The sequence below is a fragment of the Haloarcula vallismortis ATCC 29715 genome (genome assembly GCF_000337775.1).
GTDB lineage: Archaea > Halobacteriota > Halobacteria > Halobacteriales > Haloarculaceae > Haloarcula > Haloarcula vallismortis.
Genome location: NZ_AOLQ01000065.1, coordinates 158,378 through 175,812 on the forward strand (window position 1 = coordinate 158,378; position 17,435 = coordinate 175,812).

The 17,435-nt window shown below is 63.2% G+C and carries 16 protein-coding genes and 1 pseudogene; 11 read left to right on the forward strand and 6 right to left on the reverse strand.

The genetic code is table 11. The annotated features are described in order from the left end of the window. Positions 1-124: 124 nt before the first annotated feature. Positions 125-2,407, forward strand: coding sequence for a DUF6789 family protein (locus C437_RS15765; RefSeq protein ID WP_004517987.1), 2,283 nt, complete (start codon positions 125-127; stop codon positions 2,405-2,407). A gap of 3 nt (positions 2,408-2,410) precedes the next feature. Next, positions 2,411-2,935, forward strand: coding sequence for a hypothetical protein (locus C437_RS15770; protein ID WP_004517988.1), 525 nt, complete (start codon positions 2,411-2,413; stop codon positions 2,933-2,935). Positions 2,936-2,957: 22 nt separating this feature from the next. On the opposite strand, the gene C437_RS15775 is transcribed toward C437_RS15770, so the two are convergent. Further along, positions 2,958-3,773, reverse strand: a complete 816-nt coding sequence (locus C437_RS15775; RefSeq protein WP_004517989.1) for a cytochrome c oxidase subunit 3 — start codon at positions 3,771-3,773, stop codon at positions 2,958-2,960. A 105-nt stretch (positions 3,774-3,878) separates the two neighbouring features. Between C437_RS15775 and bioB the strand changes: the two genes are divergently transcribed. The 4 genes from bioB to bioD are packed head-to-tail and all read left to right on the forward strand — an operon-like array spanning position 3,879 to position 8,030. Next, positions 3,879-4,994: a biotin synthase BioB gene (gene bioB, locus C437_RS15780; protein WP_049919861.1), complete on the forward strand. Its 1,116-nt coding sequence runs from the start codon at positions 3,879-3,881 to the stop codon at positions 4,992-4,994. 2 nt (positions 4,995-4,996) lie between these two features. Further along, entirely contained in the window at positions 4,997-6,076 is a 1,080-nt protein-coding gene (locus tag C437_RS15785; RefSeq protein WP_004517991.1) for a saccharopine dehydrogenase family protein, read from the forward strand. Positions 6,077-6,096: 20 nt separating this feature from the next. Next, the gene (locus C437_RS15790) at positions 6,097-7,299 is read left to right on the forward strand and encodes an aminotransferase class I/II-fold pyridoxal phosphate-dependent enzyme (protein WP_004517992.1); all 1,203 of its coding nucleotides are present in this window, start codon (positions 6,097-6,099) and stop codon (positions 7,297-7,299) included. Next, on the forward strand, positions 7,296-8,030 hold the full coding sequence (bioD, locus tag C437_RS15795; protein WP_004517993.1) for a dethiobiotin synthase: 735 nt from the start codon (positions 7,296-7,298) through the stop codon (positions 8,028-8,030). Before C437_RS15790 ends, bioD begins: the two co-directional genes overlap by 4 nt. 194 nt (positions 8,031-8,224) lie before the next feature. Here the strand turns inward: bioD and C437_RS15800 are convergent, their stop codons facing one another. Both C437_RS15800 and acs read right to left on the reverse strand, forming a co-directional pair. Continuing rightward, positions 8,225-9,301 carry a phosphotransacetylase family protein gene (locus tag C437_RS15800; RefSeq protein WP_004517994.1) on the reverse strand — a complete coding sequence of 359 codons (1,077 nt, stop codon included), beginning with the start codon at positions 9,299-9,301 and terminating at the stop codon, positions 8,225-8,227. Next, complete coding sequence (acs, locus tag C437_RS15805) at positions 9,298-11,403, reverse strand: acetate--CoA ligase alpha subunit (RefSeq protein ID WP_004517995.1); 2,106 nt, start codon at positions 11,401-11,403, stop codon at positions 9,298-9,300. Before acs ends, C437_RS15800 begins: the two co-directional genes overlap by 4 nt. A 132-nt stretch (positions 11,404-11,535) precedes the next feature. On the opposite strand from acs, the gene C437_RS15810 reads away from it, so the two are divergent. Further along, complete coding sequence (locus C437_RS15810; protein WP_004517996.1) at positions 11,536-11,925, forward strand: hypothetical protein; 390 nt, start codon at positions 11,536-11,538, stop codon at positions 11,923-11,925. Positions 11,926-12,103: 178 nt separating this feature from the next. Then, positions 12,104-12,638: pseudogene (gene dpsA, locus C437_RS15815) on the forward strand (DNA starvation/stationary phase protection protein DpsA). Between the two features lie 143 nt (positions 12,639-12,781). Here dpsA and C437_RS20700 read toward each other — a convergent pair. Further along, positions 12,782-12,931 (reverse strand): hypothetical protein, encoded by a 150-nt coding sequence (locus tag C437_RS20700; protein ID WP_004517997.1) that lies wholly within the window; start codon positions 12,929-12,931, stop codon positions 12,782-12,784. Between the two features lie 146 nt (positions 12,932-13,077). Here C437_RS20700 and C437_RS15820 point away from each other — a divergent pair, with 146 nt between their 5' ends. The 3 genes from C437_RS15820 (at position 13,078) to C437_RS15830 (ending at position 15,880) form a co-directional block, all read left to right on the forward strand. Next, on the forward strand, positions 13,078-13,671 hold the full coding sequence (locus C437_RS15820) for a DUF7547 family protein (protein WP_004517998.1): 594 nt from the start codon (positions 13,078-13,080) through the stop codon (positions 13,669-13,671). Positions 13,672-13,740: 69 nt separating this feature from the next. After that, the gene (locus C437_RS15825) at positions 13,741-14,220 is read left to right on the forward strand and encodes an HTH domain-containing protein (protein WP_004517999.1); all 480 of its coding nucleotides are present in this window, start codon (positions 13,741-13,743) and stop codon (positions 14,218-14,220) included. A gap of 88 nt (positions 14,221-14,308) precedes the next feature. Beyond that, positions 14,309-15,880, forward strand: coding sequence for a bifunctional metallophosphatase/5'-nucleotidase (locus tag C437_RS15830; RefSeq protein ID WP_004518000.1), 1,572 nt, complete (start codon positions 14,309-14,311; stop codon positions 15,878-15,880). Here the strand turns inward: C437_RS15830 and C437_RS15835 are convergent, their stop codons facing one another. Beyond that, complete coding sequence (locus tag C437_RS15835) at positions 15,881-16,261, reverse strand: Zn-ribbon domain-containing OB-fold protein (protein WP_004518001.1); 381 nt, start codon at positions 16,259-16,261, stop codon at positions 15,881-15,883. Next, a complete protein-coding gene (locus tag C437_RS15840) occupies positions 16,258-17,409 on the reverse strand; it encodes a thiolase family protein (RefSeq protein ID WP_004518002.1) in 1,152 nt (383 codons plus the stop codon). Before C437_RS15840 ends, C437_RS15835 begins: the two co-directional genes overlap by 4 nt. Between the last annotated feature and the right edge of the window lie 26 nt (positions 17,410-17,435).

Genomic DNA, 17,435 nt, shown 5'->3' on the forward strand with positions numbered 1-17,435 from the left:
CAGGCAGTGACAGCTACCGGGCCCGTGGCTCCTGCGTAGTTTTATCAGTGTGGCCGTGTCAGAAATTGGTAACGTGTAGCATGGCGACACGACCAATCGTTCCGGGACGGCACGTTACACACAGATGCTAAACAGAGCTATCGTCGAAGGGACCGCGCTGACTGTGCTGGCGCTGTCAGTGCTTTGCCTGTGGGTCTGGGAGCGGCGGAAGGCGCGACCGGAGAGCGACGGCGGATACACGACCCGGGAAGAAATCGAGTTCGAAATCGGTCGGATCCAATCCGAGGTGTACCGCTGGCTGACGACGACTGACCACCGCGACATCGGCCTGCTCTACATCGCTTTTGGCACTGTTGCCGGCCTGTGGGGCGGCGTCGACGCCATGATGCTCCGGACGGAGCTGCTGACGCCGCCGGCAGACATCTGGACACCGGAGACGTACAACGCGCTGTTTACGACGCACGGGCTGACGATGCTGATATTCTTTGTTCTGCCCGTGTTCTTTGGCATCGGGAACTACGTCCTGCCGCTGCTCATCGGGGCCGACGACATGGCCTTCCCGCGAGTCAACGCCATCGGATTCTGGCTGCTGCCGCCGGCGTTGATTCTGGTCCGGATGGGACTCATGATGCAGGTGCTCGGCCAGGTGCTGAACCTAGTCCTCCCGGCGGACGCCATCCGGTTTTTCCTCACGATGCGAGAGGTGAGCGTCGGCTGGACCCTGTACGCACCACTGTCCGTGCAACAGCCCAATCCCCAGATAGACCTGCTACTGCTCGGGTTGCACCTGAGCGGCATCGCCACCACGGTCGGAGCCATCAACTTCATCACCACAATCGTCTACGAGCGCGGCAAGGGTGTCAGCTGGGCAAATCTGGATATCTTCTCGTGGAACATGCTCGTCACGAGCGGCATCGCGCTGTTCGCGTTCCCGCTGCTGGGGAGCGCACTGGTGATGCTCCTGCTCGACCGAAACCTCGGAACGGCCTTCTTCGCCACGGAGGGCGGCGGCGCGATTCTCTGGCAACACCTGTTCTGGTTCTGGGGCCATCCCGAAGTGTACATCCTCTTCCTTCCGGCAACGGGGCTGATGAGCCTCATCCTGCCGAAGTTCGTCGGCCGGAAGCTCTTTGGCTACCAGTTCATCGTCTACTCGACGCTGGGCCTTGGCGTCCTCTCCTTTGGCGTCTGGGCGCATCACATGTTCACGACGAGTGCGGACCCGCGAGTCAAACTCTCTTTTATGGCCGTCTCTATCGCTATCGCCGTCCCGAGCGCGATCAAGGTGTTCAACTGGATCACGACGATGTGGGAGGGAGACATCCGCCTGACTGCACCGTTTATTCTCTGTGCCGGCGGCATCGGGACGTTCATCATCGGCGGCGTCACCGGCGTGTTCCTCGCCGTCATCCCCGTCGATATCCTCTATCACGGGACCTACTACGTCGTGGGCCACTTCCACCTCATCGTCGTTGGCATCATCCCGTTCCTGATGATCGCCGCGAGCTACTACTGGTACCCGCTCATCACGGGCCGGTGGTACGACACGCGGATGGCGAGGTTTCAGGCGCTGCTGATCGTCTTTGGGTCGTTCGTGACGTTCATGACGTTGCTGGTTATCGGCGGCATAGGGCTCCCGCGACGACAGGCCATCTACCCGCCGGAGTACCAGTTCGCCCAGCAGATCGCGACTGTAGGCGGCTACATCATCGGCCTGAGTGCCCTGCTGTGGCTGTACAACATGCTCGTCTCCTACTGGCGCGGAACCCCCGTTACAACGACGGACCCGTGGGGGCTGAAAGCGACGAACCAGTTCACCCGTGAATGGCAGTGGTTCGAACAGCGTATGATAGACAAATACGACATTGAGCCGACCGAGCCCGAGTCGACCCGGCGCTCTTATGCCCCTGAAGCCGAGCCGACTGGGCTGGCCGGCGGCGTCGGCACTGTCGCACAGACCGTTTCCCGGAACGCCTGGATGGCCGCCGCGGGCGGGTTCGTCGGCACAGTTCTGATGTCCGGCGGGCTCATTACGGCGATACTCATCGGCGTCCTCGATCCAGTTTCATTCGGTGAAATCGCCGAGCTGGTTGGGCTGCCTGCGAGTCCGGCCATCGGCGCAGTCCTGTTTCTGGTCGGTGGAACCGTTACGTGGCCGCTCCTGTTCCTCGCCTTCTCTGACTACCTCCCCGGTCGCCTGCTGTTCGAAACCGGACTGGTGTTCGCGACGCTGATATCCACCGGGTTTGCCATCGCTTTCTACACCGGCCAGAGCGGGCTCGCGTTCGTCGGCTATCTCACGTTCGTGCTCGTCTCCCACTGGGCGTACGGCATTGGGCTGACCGTGACCTTCCAGTACCTCAAATCAGACGAGACGCTTCGGACCCGGACTGATGGGGGCGGCTGACAGATGAGCGACGGTGCTGACTCGTTCGTGTTCCAGTATCTCGCGCCCTTCGTCGGCGTCTTGCTCATCGCGGTCGGCATCGCCGGAGCTGTGCCCGGCGGGTACGCACTCATTGAGCCAGATTTGGAGAACTGTGGAAACCCGACTATCGGCGTGGAGGGGCCAGAGGAGACGGCCGAGCGGTTCGGCGAGAATGAACCGGGACCGCAGCTTCCACAGCTCACCTTCGAGGAACTCTCGCCGGCCGAACAGACGGCGTTTCTGACGGCTGTAGACGACCCGGTCGGCGAGGAGCAGGTCGTCGGTGACGTGCCCAACGCCGACAGCTTCCGACGCGGGAGCATCGTCTCCTACGAGGGCGAGCAGTACTACGTGACTCTCGTCGCCGAGAACACCTGCTTTGCGGCCGCGCCGCTCCAGTTCCCGCTCGGGGTGTTCGCCATCGCGCTCGGGTTCCTCGGCGTTCTGGCCCCGCCGCTGTACCGGCGGCTGGTGCGGCTGGAGCAGCGGGCCGGACGGTCGGAGTAGCGGCCCTGCACTCGCTGTGCGCTCAGAGCGCAGCGCCAAGGTACAGGACGACGACAAGGAATACCCATACCAGATCGACGAAGTGCCAGTACAGCGACGTGGTCCGAATAGCTGTGTCCCGCTCAGGCGTGTAATGGCCCCGGAGCGCGCGCCCGAAGGCGATAGCGAGCAGCACTACGCCAAGCGCGACGTGGAGGCCGTGGAGGCCAGTCAGCCCGTAGAACGCACTTCCGAACGCACCGGACCCGATGCCGAACCCCTCCACGGCAACGAACTCGTAGTACTCGTACACCTGGCCGGCGAGGAAGACGACACCCAGCAGCAGGGTCACGCCGAGCAGGCCGAGAAACCGCCGCCGGTTCCCGCCTTCGAGCGCCTCGTGGCCGTAATGGAGCGTGACGCTGCTTGCAAGCAGCAACGCTGTGTTGATGGCTACAAGCGAGCCGAGCAACGGCGGAAGATGGGCCGGCGGCCACGCGCCGGCCCGGATGAACGCGTAGTAGACGAAGCCGGCGGCGAACGTCGCTACGTCGGAGACGAGAAACAGGAGCATCGTCGTGGTGTACAGCTCCGCCGCCTTCCCCTCACGCCGCTGCAGGTACTCCGCGATGAACGCCTCGTTGGCCCACCCGGCGAGTCCGGTCAGCAAGCCAATCACACCAGCGCCGCCGAGGACAATCGGGACCACAGACGGGACCAAGTCAAGCCCGACAAAGACCAGCCCGACGCCTAGGTACAGCGATGCGGCGCCGATTGCAGCTATCAGGGGCCACCGACTCCGGTGTTCGTGGCCGTCTTCGGTGATGTGTTCGGTTCCCGCCTCCGTCGAACCAGCCATGTGACTGTGTAACACTGGGGCTGGTAAAACGGTACCCCCGCAATTAGCAGGTCGGCTGCGGAACCCACCCGAATCTTTATGCAGCCGTCAACCGACACCGCGAGTGTGGTTTACGAGACGGGCAACCAAACGGTAGACGACGCCGTCACGCGCGTGCTGGACGGCGAGCGCCTCGACCGACGGGACGGACTGGCGCTTATCGCACAGCCAGTCGACGACCTGGCAGCCGGGGCCGACTACGTGCGCACGCAACTGGGTGACGACACCGTCGACGCGTGTTCGATCGTAAACGCCAAAGCCGGGAACTGCGCGGAGGACTGTGGCTTCTGTGCCCAGTCGGTCCACTTCGACACCGGCATCGACAACTACGGCTTTCTCGGCCCGGAGAAGATACTGGAGGCCGCAAAACGCGCCGAACGCGACGGCGCACAGCGGTTCGGTATCGTCGTCGCCGAGAAAGGCGTCTCGAAGGAGAACCGCCCCGAGGAGTGGGCGGAAGTCCTCGAAGCCATCCGCCTCGTCCGCGACGAGACGGACGTGGAGGTCGACGCCAGCCTCGGTATCCTGACAGAAGAGGAGGCCGCAATTCTGGCCGAGGAGGGTCTCAACCATTACAATCACAACATCGAGACCTCCCCGCGATACTTCCCGGAGGTCGTCCAGACCCACACGTTCGAAAAGCGGGTCGAGACGCTCCGGGTCGCCAAAGAGGCCGGTATGGACCTCTGTGCCGGCGTCATTCTGGGGATGGGAGAATCGCCGACTGACAGGGTTGATGCGGCGATGGCCCTGCAGGACATCGGTATCTCCTCGCTGCCGGTCAACATCCTGAACCCGGTCGCTGGGACTCCCATGGCCGAACAGGGGCTGCCCGACATCACGACCGAGGAAGTCGTGAAGACCATCGCGGTGTACCGCCTGCTCCATCCCGAGTCCCGCGTGCGCCTGACCGGCGGCCGCGAGGTCAATCTCGACACGGACGGACAGGTGGCCGCGCTGGAGGCCGGCGCGGACGGCATCCTCACTGGTGATTACCTCACTACCGAGGGACAGACGGCGGCCGACGACCTCGAAATCATGGAGGAGGCCGGGCTCGAACCGAACACCGAGGCGAACGAGTTCGACCCCGAGGCGGTCAAAGAACGCGCGGCCGACGAGACAGAGACCGAGACGGCAGCAGGGACAGCACAGACCAAATCAGAACTCAAATCCGACGACTGACAATGGACGACATACGCTTTGCAGTGCTTGGAACCGGTGGTATCGGACGGCGGACGCTCGAAGTCTCACAGCACAAGGACGGCCTCACTGCCGTCGCGGCCTGTGACCGCAACGGCGTGGCCATCGACCACGGCGGCCTCGACGTGGACGAACTGCTGGCGGCGACGGAAGGCAACATCGCGAGCGGGCCGCAAGATGACGGCCCTGGCGACGTTGCGACCGACGGCGGTGCAGCTGCCGCCAAAGCCGACGGGGTCAAACAGCACGGCGACCAGTCCGGTATCGTCGCCAGCGAACAGGGCGAGCCGACGGAGACGCCTATCGACGATATCATCACCGAGAGCGACGCTATCGACGCCGTGCTGCTGGCGCTGCCGAACCTCGAACACGACTTCATCCCACGCGTTGCCGAGCGCTTCGCGGAAGCCGACTACGAGGGCGTGATGATCGACGTGCTCAAGCGCTCACGCGTCATCGGCATGCTTGACGACCGCGAGGACCTCTTGAAGGAATCCGGCATCACGTTCGTCTGCGGTGCCGGCGCGACGCCCGGCTTCCTGACCGGCGCGGCCGCGCTCGCTGCCCAGTCGTTCGTCGAAGTCGAGGAGGTCGAAATCTGGTGGGGCGTCGGCCTCAAATCGGGCTACGAGGACAACCGCGGCACCGTCCGGGAGGACATCGCCCATCTCGACGGCTACGACATCGAGACGGCCCGGGAGATGAGCGAAGAGGAAATTGAGGAACTCATCGACGACCACGACGGCGTGCTTGAGTTCCACGACATGGAACACGCCGACGACGTACTCCTCGAACGGGCTGGCATCTGTGACGCTGAAAACGTCCACGTCGGCGGCGTCCTCGACGTGCGCTCGGACGAGAAACCGACCACGACCACGGTCAGCGTGACAGGGACGACCTTCGACGGGGAGACGGGAACGAACACCTTCGAACTGGACGACGTGACGAGCATGGAGGCAAACGTCAACGGGCCTGCGCTGGGCTATCTGAAAGCCGGTGTCCGCAACAACCGCGCCGGCCACTACGGCGTGTTCGGCCCTGCCGACCTCATGCCCGGTTTCTGAGACAGCCTGACCCTTTTTTTATGACTCATGGCTTCGACTTGAGCGACCGACTCGAACAGCGCGAGGCACAGAACCTCCGCCGGCATCTGGAGGTCGCCGAATCCGTCTCGGCGCGGACCCGCTTCGCCGACGACCCGAAAGGCGGTTCGCCGGAGTTCGGCGACGGCGCAGTCGTCTTCGCCGCGAACAACTACCTCGGACTGGCCGGCGACAGCCGGGTCCAGCGAGCGGCCGAACTGGGCGCACGGACCGTCGGGACCGGTGCAGGGGCCTCACGGCTGGTCACTGGTGACACGCAGGTCCACCGCGGGCTGGAGCGCGACCTCGCAGCCTCGAAAGGGACCGAGCGAGCGCTGGTGTTCTCGTCGGGCTATGCGGCCAATATCGGAACCATCGACGCGCTGGCTCCGGATGTCGTCTTCTCAGACGAACTGAACCACGCCTCGATTATCGACGGCTGCCGGGTCGGGGCGAGCGAGACGGTTGTGTACGACCACTGCGACCCTGACGATTTACGGGCGAAGATGGACGCACGAGCGGCTGACGCCGACGAGGACGAACAGTGGCTCGTCGTCACCGACTCCGTCTTTTCCATGGATGGGGACATCGCACCGCTGGGGTCCATCTGTGACGTGGTCGAGCAGTACGGTGCGTGGCTGATGGTCGACGAGGCACACGCAACAGGACTGTTCGGCGATAGTGGCGGTGGCGTCGTCCAGCGCGACGGGCTAAGTGACCGTGTCGACGTGCAGCTGGGCACCCTCTCGAAGGCGCTGGCGAGCCAGGGCGGCTACATCGCTGGCGACGAGGTACTTGTGGAGTACCTTCTGAATGCCGCGCGGTCGTTCGTCTTCTCGACCGGGCTATCCCCACCGAACGCCGCGGTGGCCCGCGAGGCGCTGCGAATCGCCCGGGAGACCGACCGCGCGGCGGAACTCTGGGACACCGTGGCCACGCTCCGGGACGGCCTGGAGACTATGGGCTATGAGGTGCTTGGCGAGACACATATCCTCCCGGTCGTCGTCGGTGACCGCGGCGACGCGCTGGAACTGGCCGACCGCCTGCGTGAGCACGGTATCGTTGCCCCTGCGATTCGGCCGCCGACGGTGCCAGAGGGGACTTCTCGTATCCGGGTCGCGCCGATGGCGACACACACCGCCGACGATATCGCGCAGTGTCTCGACGCGTTCCGAACTGCTGGCATAGAGGTGGGTGTGCTGTGAGCGATAGGGCGGCAGACTCGGAACCTGAGCACGGGACCGGCCACATTGCAGATGAGGGCGTCTTCGTCGTCGGGACCGATACCGGCGTCGGCAAGACAGTCGTGACTGCCGGACTGACGGGCTGGCTGCGGGATATGGAAACGGACGCGGTCGCCGTCAAGCCCTGCCAGACCGGGTATCCGCCGGACGACGACGCGGCGTTCGTCGAGTCCATCTGTGGGACCGCAGACGCTGCAGTCTGTCTGGAGCGGTTGTCACCACCACTGGCACCGGAAGTGGCTGCGAGAGAAGCAGATGACGATGTCACGCTTTCCTACGAGTCGATTCGCGACGGGGTCGCTGATGTCGTTGCCGGGCGCGAGACAGCTGTCGTCGAGGGCATCGGCGGTCTGCGTGTCCCGCTGGCAGACGGTCGAGAGGTCATTGACCTCGTTGCAGATGTCGGGCTTCCCGCGCTGGTCGTCGCTCGTTCGGGGCTTGGAACGCTCAATCACACCGCGCTGACAGTGCAGACGCTCCGCCAGAGAGGCGTGCCAGTCGTCGGCGTCGTTCTCAACGAGTACGAGGGCGCGACGACCGCAGAGCGCACGAACCCGGACAGTATCGAACGGATGACTGGGTCCTCTGTCTGGCCAGTTCCACCACTTGATATCGAATCGCCAGACGGCGTGATTGACGGCCTCAGAGCGGATCTCCCGCAGTCGGTATTACGGCCGGCTATCGATCAGTAACCGTCAGTCCGTGACCCAAGGGGATAGAACGGGGGCTAACCCCCGTCGTGTGACACTACGGAGCCGATAAGGCTCCATCTGTTGGTTGGCTACCGATCACTAAAATAGTAAGGCACGTTTCATCTGGAGATTTCCCCGTAGCACGGGGCCGCGTTCCGTTAGGAACGGACTACTTCCCAGCCGAAACGACGGTTCTACAGATCGATCGACAGCAGCGTTTCGATGTCGACACCGTCGTCCAGTAGCGACTGCATACGGTCGACCGTTGCCTCGTTACGCGTCTGCCCGGTTCGGAGCACCTCTTCGACTCTGTCTATCGTCGTTCGCGTGTCCGACTGGACCGACAGCACTGGGACGTTTTTCTCGGCCGCCTGTCCGATGACCGCACTGGGAGGCTGGAACCCGCCTGTGAGAAGCAGCGCCTTGATACCGGACGCTTCGAGTGCCGCGGTCTGGACCTCCGAGCGGTCGCCGCCGGTGACGACGACGGCATCGCGCGTCCGCCGGAAGCGTTCGAGCGCGCTGCTTCCGCTCATCGCACCGACGCTGAACCGCTCGACGTGGACGTCGGTGTTGGCATCGCCAGTGAGGATGTCCGCGCCGAGGTTCCGGGCGAGGTCGGCAACGGTGACACCGGCGAGTGAGCGGTCACGGGGCAGGATTCCGTGGACCGGGATTCCCTCGCCTTCGAGGAACGGAACCACGTCGTCGGCGAGTTCGTCCACTGTCGCATCGGTGACGCCGTTGAACAGGACGCCGTCCAGTCGGTCGCCGATTGCCCGGGCCGCTGACAGAATTTCGTCCGTATCACTGGGCGTATCGTAGCCAGTGACTAACAGCACGCGGGCGTCGAGCAGTTCAGCGATATCGATGTCCGTGAGGTCGACGATACTCCCAGTCGTCAGGTCGCTGCTCCCCTCGACAAGGAGCAGGTCGGTCCCGTCCGAACACGTCTCGATGCCCTCCTGCAGTCGCTCACGGAGCTCGGCCGGGTCCTCACGCCCGCGAATGGCTTCTTGGATGAACGTCGGCGAGTAGACGATGGGCTCCATATCGTGGAGGTCGGTCTCCAGATCGAGCAGTTCGCGGGCGAGCATCGGGTCCTCGTCCCGCGTCTTGCCGACCGCGCTTCGCAGACGCGTCCCCTTGGGCTTCATGTAGCCGACGTCGTAGCCCGCGTCGTGGGCACGCGTCGCTAGCGCGAGCGTGATAGCCGTCTTGCCGATACCTTCTTCCAGTGACGTGACGAGTAGCGTGTTCGTGTCGGTCATAGTTTCTCCTGATCGAGGGTGAGCCGCAGGTCGACCGCCTGTACCCCGTCGGGCGTCGCGACGAGGGGGTTGATGTCCAGTTCGACGATAGCGGGGAAGTCAGTGACGAGTTGCGAGAGCCGCTGGATGGTCTCGACGAGCGTGGCTTCGTCGACGGGGTCGCGGCCACGGGCACCGCGCAGCAGCGGTGCAGAGTCGATGTCATCGAGCATCCCCTTCGCCTCGTTCTCGCTGACGGGGGCGACACTGACAGTGTTGTCTTCGAGCACCTCGACGAAAATACCGCCGAGGCCGAACAACAGCAACGGCCCGAACTGTGGGTCGCGGTTCATTCCGAGAATCGTCTCGACGCCGTTGTCGAGGTCGACCATCTCCTGAACCTGGACGCCGAGAATCGTCGCGTCCTCCTGATAGTTCCGCGCCCTGACGACGAGGTCCTCGTAGGTGTCACGGACCTCTTCGACCGGGACACCGACCTCGACGCCGCCGATGTCTGACTTGTGCAGGATATCCGGACTGACGATTTTCATCACCACGTCGTCGCCGATATCCTCGGCGATAGCCTCCGCTTCGACGGGTGAGGAGACCACATCGCCCTGTGGCGTCGGAATCCCGTACGCGTCGAGCAGTTCCATCGCTTCAACGCCGAGTCGGTTCGACCCGCGTCGGGCACCGGATTCAAGTATCTCACGGGCCCGCTCGCGGTCCACGTCGAAGGTCGTCGGCTCCTCGTACTCGGTTGCCCTGATCTCGCGATAACGCCTGAGAGCGTCCAGACTCCCAACGGCGCGGGCCGGGTCGAAGTAGTTCGGCACGCCCGCTTCGCTCAGGACGTTCGCACCGGCATCGACCGACTTCCCGCCCATCAGCGTCGCCGCGACGGGTTTCCCGAATCGCTCCTGCTGTTCAACGACGCTCTCTGCGAGTTCCTCGAAGGAAAGCACTGCCGTCGGGCAGGCGACGACGACAGCCATCGAGACGCTGTCGTCCGCCAATACGGTCTCAAGCGCCGTTTCGAAGCGCTCCGCTGGCGCGTCGCCGATGATGTCGACCGGGTTGTAGATGTTGGCCTCGTCGGGCATCTCTTCGCGGAGCCGGGAGAACGTCTCGTCGCCGAACTGGGCGAGTTGCAGGTCAGAGTCGCCGACGGCGTCGGTCGTCATCACGCCGGGGCCACCGGCGTTCGTGACGATAGCAATCTCGTCGCCGTCCGGGAGCGGCTGGCCGGCGAGAATCTGCGCGTAGTCGAACAGTTCTTGAACGGACTCGACCCGGAGCGTCCCGGCCTTGTCGAGGCCCGCCTCGTAGGCCCGCTCGGAGCCGGCCATCGCACCGGTGTGGGAGGCCGCCGCACTCGCACCCGCGTCTGTGCGGCCGGATTTGACGAGCACGATGGGTGTGTCCTGTGTTACCTCCCGGGCGGTCTGGACGAACGACGACCCGTCGCCGATGTCCTCCAAGTAGCCCAGAATCACGTCGGTATCGGGGTCGTCGCCCCACTCGGCGACGAAGTCGCTCTCGTCCAGCACCGCCTTGTTCCCGAGCGAGACGATGTCCTTGAAGCCGACATCGCGCTCGGCGGCCCAGTCCAGCACGGCGGTGATGAACGCGCCCGACTGGCTCATAAAGGAGATGTCGCCGTCGCTGGCCATCTCGTTGCCGAAGGTGGCGTTGAGCCCGACGGGCGTCGACATCACGCCGAGGCTGTTCGGGCCGACCAGATTCAGGTCGTACTCGCTGGCCGCCTCGCGGAGCCGTCGCTCGCGTTCGGCCCCGTCGCTGCCGGTCTCACCGAACCCGGCGGTGATGACCACAACGTTCTCGATACCCGCTTCCCCTGCGTTTTCGATAACGTCGACCGCCACTGTCGGCGGTACGACGACAACGGCCACATCGATGGACGCAGGGTCTTCTATGGCGGCGAGGTTGTCGTAACACGGCAATCCATGTACTGTCTCTTTGTTCGGGTTCACGGCCAGAACCTCCCCTGTGAAGGAGTCGAGCAGGTTCGTGGTGACCGCGTGACCGACGGATCCCTCCGAATCGGTCGCCCCGACCACTGCGACACGTTCCGGCGCAAACAACGTCGATAATCGTCCCATGCCTCTAGTCGATGGTTACGATGGGCCCGAATATATGTGTGGGGAACTCCCAGCGAGCGGGAATCTAGACGATTCATTACCGCGATTTCGGTGTGGCGGTGTTTTAGTTCGTCACCCCCGTAGCGGCGTTCGATGACTGACACAGCACTCTTGGCACCGTTTGACGACAGAGTAATCCGTGGAGTCGCGGAGACGAACAGCGTCGACGAAGAACAGTTACGCTCCGCGCTCGCCGATCACCAGCGGACGATGCGGCAGAACCCTGGCGTCGAGGACCTCGTGTATGAGTGGCGAAAGCGGTTCGACGACGCAGTGCTACACCGCACGCCCGAGACGTTTTTCATGGCCGTCAGAGAGAGTGTTTGGGAAGAGTATGGCACGTATCTTGAACTCGACGAGTACCTGCTCGCCGCGGTCGTTGCGGTCCACCAGGAGCAAGTCCTTCGTGAAACAGCGGTCGAGAGCAGCGCTATCGGTGAACACGCTGTCGCACTCGTCGTTTCCCGGGTGCCATCTCAGTAGGCCCGCTCCTTCTTCTTTCAAGTACGGAGTGCTGACCTGAAGGGTGGTTGTTAATATCGGATAATATTTCAGCTCAGGTAATCAGCCATTCCATCTCAGAACATAATTTTTGGGTTCCCGAAAACATATTTTCACAAAACAATCTTTAAGTGGCTTCCATGTGTACAATAAGATGACTATGGCAACACAAGAGCACGTCCGGCGCGAGTTCGGCGAGGTCGAAGAGAACGAACTCCGCCTCGACAAGGAGAAGTCCGAGCAGGTAATCAACGCGCTGAATCAGGACCTGGCGGACACGTACACACTGTACCATCAGGTCAAGAAGCACCACTGGAACGTCGAGGGCGCCGAGTTCCGCGACCTCCACCTGTTCCTCGGTGAAGCGGCCGAAAACGCCGAAGAAGCGGCCGACGAACTCGCGGAGCGGGCGCAGGCCCTCGGTGGCACGCCCATCTCCAGCGGCAAGGCACAGGAAGGAGCACGCGTCGGTCGAACCGGAGGGGCAGGACGTGTACGACATCCGGACGTCGCTCGAAAACGACCTCGAGATGTACGGCGACATCATCGAGTCGCTCCGTGACCACATCGAACTTGCGGAGAACCTCGGTGACCACGCCACGGCCCAGATCCTCCGTGAAATCATCGTGCAGACCGAGGAAGACGCCCACCACATCGAGCACTACCTCGAAGACGACACGCTCGTGCTGGACTAACGTCAGGACACCGCTTTCTCTCTCGTTTTCTTCTGCCGGGTAGCGTCGCTGCCTAACTCAGGGTGTATAGTGTGGTGCAGACCGATCTGATAAAAAGTAAGTCGAGAATCGAAGGGAAGAGAAACGCGACGCGGGGGGACGGACTACCGTCGGAGGTCGACGGTTACGTCGGTCGAAATCCAGCCGTCTCGGTTTCCGTCTTCGGTAAATACGGTTCTGTCAGCACCGCTGTCCAGTGCTGCAACGTCCGGGCGGTCCTCGGAGGCCTCGACATCGTCCGTCTGGGATGGCATTACTTGGGTTAGGCACCCCTAAAGCTAAAAGGATTTTGGTTAGCCTAATCATCTGCGGACACGAGCCCTGCGCCGACAGCAACGACGGTTCGGTCCGGGCACCGACACGGCGCGACCTTTAGTACCCGAGGCGACAAGAGAAAGGTATGAGTTCGGACGACGACCTTACCACCCTGATTACGGACCTCGTTACGACGCTACAGGAGCTTGAGACTGAGGTCGAGCCCACGACCGACAGCGGCCTGCCGCGGCCGCCGACGCCGGGCGAACTCCTCCGGTTTACCAGTGACGTGACTATCCCCGCAGTCATCCTCATCCTGAAGACCAATATCGAGGCGCTGAAACTCCTCCGACGTGCCCTCCGGATGGCTGAGGGGCGACCGACCTCGACCGGTTCCGCCTCAGACGAGGTCCGACAGCGCGCGAGCGACCTGAGCCGGGCCACCCTCTCTCGTCTCGACGCCGCGTTGACCGACCTCCAGCAGGCTGTGGAAGGGACGCCGGAAGATGAGGATGCCCGCGAACTTATACAGGAAGCCCAACAATTACGGGGCCAGATTCAGGATCGGTTGCCCGACGAAACAGGAGCGAGTGGGGACGCTGGACCCGACCGGGGTACTGACGTTCCCGTGGACGTAGACGCCGAACTACGGTCGATTAAGGACGATATCGACGGCCCTGATACAGACGACACGGGAACCGAAAACGGGGACGGGAGCGACGAGGGTAACGAACGCTAGCGCGGTGTGAAACCTTCATTATATCAAACATAATGATTTATTATCGCACAGGTCTAGATATGGTTACTCATGTCCAGCTCTTCCGCTCCGGGCGGTCGCCGGGCGAGCCTGTTCGTCCGGTCTGACCTCCCAGCGCCGTCACAGAAACGCTGTACCGCCATCGAACGTGAGCTACAGGAGCTGGTGTGCCGTGGCGTACTCGATGACACCGAAACGGTGGAATGGGAGAAGCGCGTTCCGTTGCAAGGCCCCTGTAACGGAACCGAACGGGACCTGTACAACGACTTCGCGGAGTGGGCCCGCGAGGCAGGTGTCTGTCTCGCCCCGTTTTTCGACACCCGGCTCTGTTACAGTTCGGAGACGGGCGAGAAACGGCGCGAACTCGTCATGCCGGCGGTTTGTCTTGCGGTCTACGAGGACGACAAACTCGTACAGGTGGCCCCCTTCGCCGACGCGGGGCGCACTGAATCCGTCGAGGGGTGCATCGCAGGGCTAGCCGAGACGGGGTCACTCCCGGACACCGGCTCGACGACCGTCTCGACCGTGTAATTCGCCCCGCGTTGCCGCGTCTGTGGCCCGTCAGCACTATTGCCGCGACACAAAGCATGAAGTTCTGTTCATTATATAACAAGAATATATGACATATCAGGCGACACGCCGTGACGTACTCGGTGCGGGTGCGGCTATTCTGGGCAGCCTCGCAGTCGGTTCGACGACCGCCAGCGGCGCATTACAGACCGACGGAACCACCGTCACGTTCCTGCACGATACGCACGTCCACGGACGGTTTGCCAACGCTTCTGCGGCGGAGCTGAGCGTCTCCCGGTACTTCAGGCTGATGAACGACATCGCCGAGGATACGGACACGACACTTCGGGTTGGCAACGGCGACGACCTGGCGTCGTCGGTGCTATCCGCGGTGTTCGAGGGGCGACACGTCGTGTCGACGTTCAACGCCGGCGGGCTGGATTTCGACACCTACGGCAACCACGACTTCGACATGGGACCGGAGGTCCTCCGCGACCGCGTCTCAGACAGCTTGTTCACGTGGGTCAGCGCGAACGTCCGCGAGGACGGCGATGTTTTCGCCGCCGACCAGGGCGCACAGCAGTACGTCCTCACGGACGTCGGGGATGTGACGCTGGGGATTACTGGCCTCATCACGCCGGAGGCGCCCGAAGTCACCTCTATCGGAGAGAACACCGACGTCTTAGAGCCGGCGTCGGCGCTGGAGGACGTGACAGAACAGATGCAGTCCGACGGCGCTGACGCGGTTATCGTGCTCTCCCATCTCGCGAGTGAGACCGCTCGAACCGTCGCCGAGGAGGTCGACGGCGTCGACGCGATCATCGGGGACCACGCCGCGACACTGCTCGAAGAACCGGAAGTCATCAACGACACTGTGCTCTCGTTCGTCGGCGACGAATACGCGTATCTCGGAGAGCTAGCGCTCGGTGTCGGCGACGGCGGCGTCACGGACCACGAGTTCGCACTGCACGATGTCAGCGCGTCGTCTGCTGGAACGGACCCGTTCGTCAGTCTCGTTCAGGACCACTACGAGACACAACTGGAACGGCAACTGGATGTCGTCATCGGGGAAACAACCGAACCGCTTGACACCAGACAGTCAGTCGTTCGGGCACGCGAGTCGAACATGGGGAACTTCGTGGCCGACACCATTCGGGCTGATGTCGAGGCCGATGTCGCGCTCATGAACGGCGGTGGAATTCGAACGGACAGGCTGTACTTCGAGGACGCGAGCGAGGACAATCCTGCCGACATCACACGACGCGTCGTCGTCGATATCCTGCCGTTCCCGAACAACGTTGTCGAACTGGAAGTCACAGGCGAAACGCTGCTCGCGGCACTGGAAAACGGCGTCAGCCGCGTCGAGGCGGGGGCCGGCCGGTTCCCGCAGGTGAGCAACATCACGTACACTTACGACCCAACCGCCGAGAGCGGCGACCGGATTACCGAAGCGACTGCCGGTGGCGACCCGATCGACTCGGAAGCGACCTACACGCTCGCGACGAACGACTTCGTCTCCGGCGGCGGCGACGGCTACAGCATGCTCAGTGACGCGACTGTCCTCGTCTCGTCGAACGAGGGGGCACTCCTCTCCGACCTCGTCATCAGGACCATCAGCGAGCAGGAAACGATTTCCCCGACGACGGAGGGACGTATCACCAGGCAGGGCGAAGGAAGCTGATCAGACGGGGTCCCAGCGGTAACCGCCCCAGTCCTGGCTCTCGGGCACTTTGATACCCGCTTCGGGGTCGCGGAGTTCCTCCACGTAGACGGGTTCGACCGTGTCACCTGTTTCGACCTCGTCCGTGGTCACCTGCCCGAGCGCGCGGACGAATTCGTCGCTCGCCTCGTCGAGGTCCGTGATGTCGAACTCGACGATAGCGAGCGTGTTCGGCTCGCGGACGCCCGGCGGGGTCGCCGTCGAATGGGTCCAGGTGACGACTTCAGCGGTCCGGTCCGAGAGGTCGACAGTCTCTTCCTGTGGTTCACCACATTCCGGACACAGCGGATGGGTGGGATACGAGACGTGGCCGTTCGAGCAGATGCCTGCGTCCAGCGTCATTCTGCGGCCTCCATGATGGTGGTGATGACACAGTTGCCAAAGCCGCCGACGTTACACGCCAGCGCGGTGTCGGCATCGACCTGCCGTGGCCCGGCCTCGCCGACGAGCTGTTCGTATATTTCGACGCCCTGTGCGACACCGCTCGCGCCGAGGGGGTGGCCTTTGGACTTGAGTCCCCCAGAGGTGTTGATCGGCAGGTCGCCGTCCTTGGCGGTTGCGCCGTCCATCGCCAGCTCCCAGGCTGTACCCTGCTCGGCGACGCCGATACCCTCTAGCTGGAGGAACTCGAGGATGGTGAACATGTCGTGCAGTTCAGCCACATCGAGGTCATCGGGACTGAGACCGGCCATCTCGTAGGCTTGCTTGCTCGACTCGACGACCCCGCCCATGATTGTCGGATCGTCACGCTCGTGGACGACATGGGTGTCGGTCGCCCCGCCGATGCCGGAGACGAGGGCGTACTCGTCGGTGATCTCCTTGGCCCGCTCCTCTGTCGTGAACATGAGTGCGGCGCTGCCGTCCGTGATCGGACAGAAGTCATACAGTCGCAGCGGGTCCGCGATGATGGGCGATTCTAGCGCTTTCTCCATCGTGATTTCTTTCTGGAACTGCGCCTTGGGGTTGTCGACGCCGTTCCGGTGGTTCTTGACGGCCACTCGGGCAAGTGACTCTCGCGGGGCATCGAACCGCTCCAGATAGTGCCGGGCGGTCATCCCGGCAAAGGACGGGAGCGTCACGCCGTGTTTGTACTCGTCGGGGTGGGTGATTGAGGCGATGATGTCCGTCGCCTGGCCCGTCGTCTTGTGGGTCATCTTCTCCCCGCCGACTAACAGCGTCATCTCGCTGGCCCCGCTGGCGACGGACTGCCAGGCCTCGTAGATGCCCGCCCCGCCCGACGAAGAGGTCTGGTCGACCCGTTCGCTGTAGGCCGGAAGCACCCCGAGGTCGTGGGCCAGCAGATTCATGATTCCCGTCTGGCCTTCGAACTCGCCGCTGGCCATGTTCGAGACGTACAGATGCTCTACGTCATCGGGCGCGACGCCGGCGTCCGTGAGGCACTCCTCGCCCGCCTGTGAGAGCAACTCACGGATCCAGGCGTCGCGTTGCCCGAATTTCGTCATTGACGCGCCGATTACTGCGACTCCCATACCTGTGCCGTCACAGGGGTCTCGTG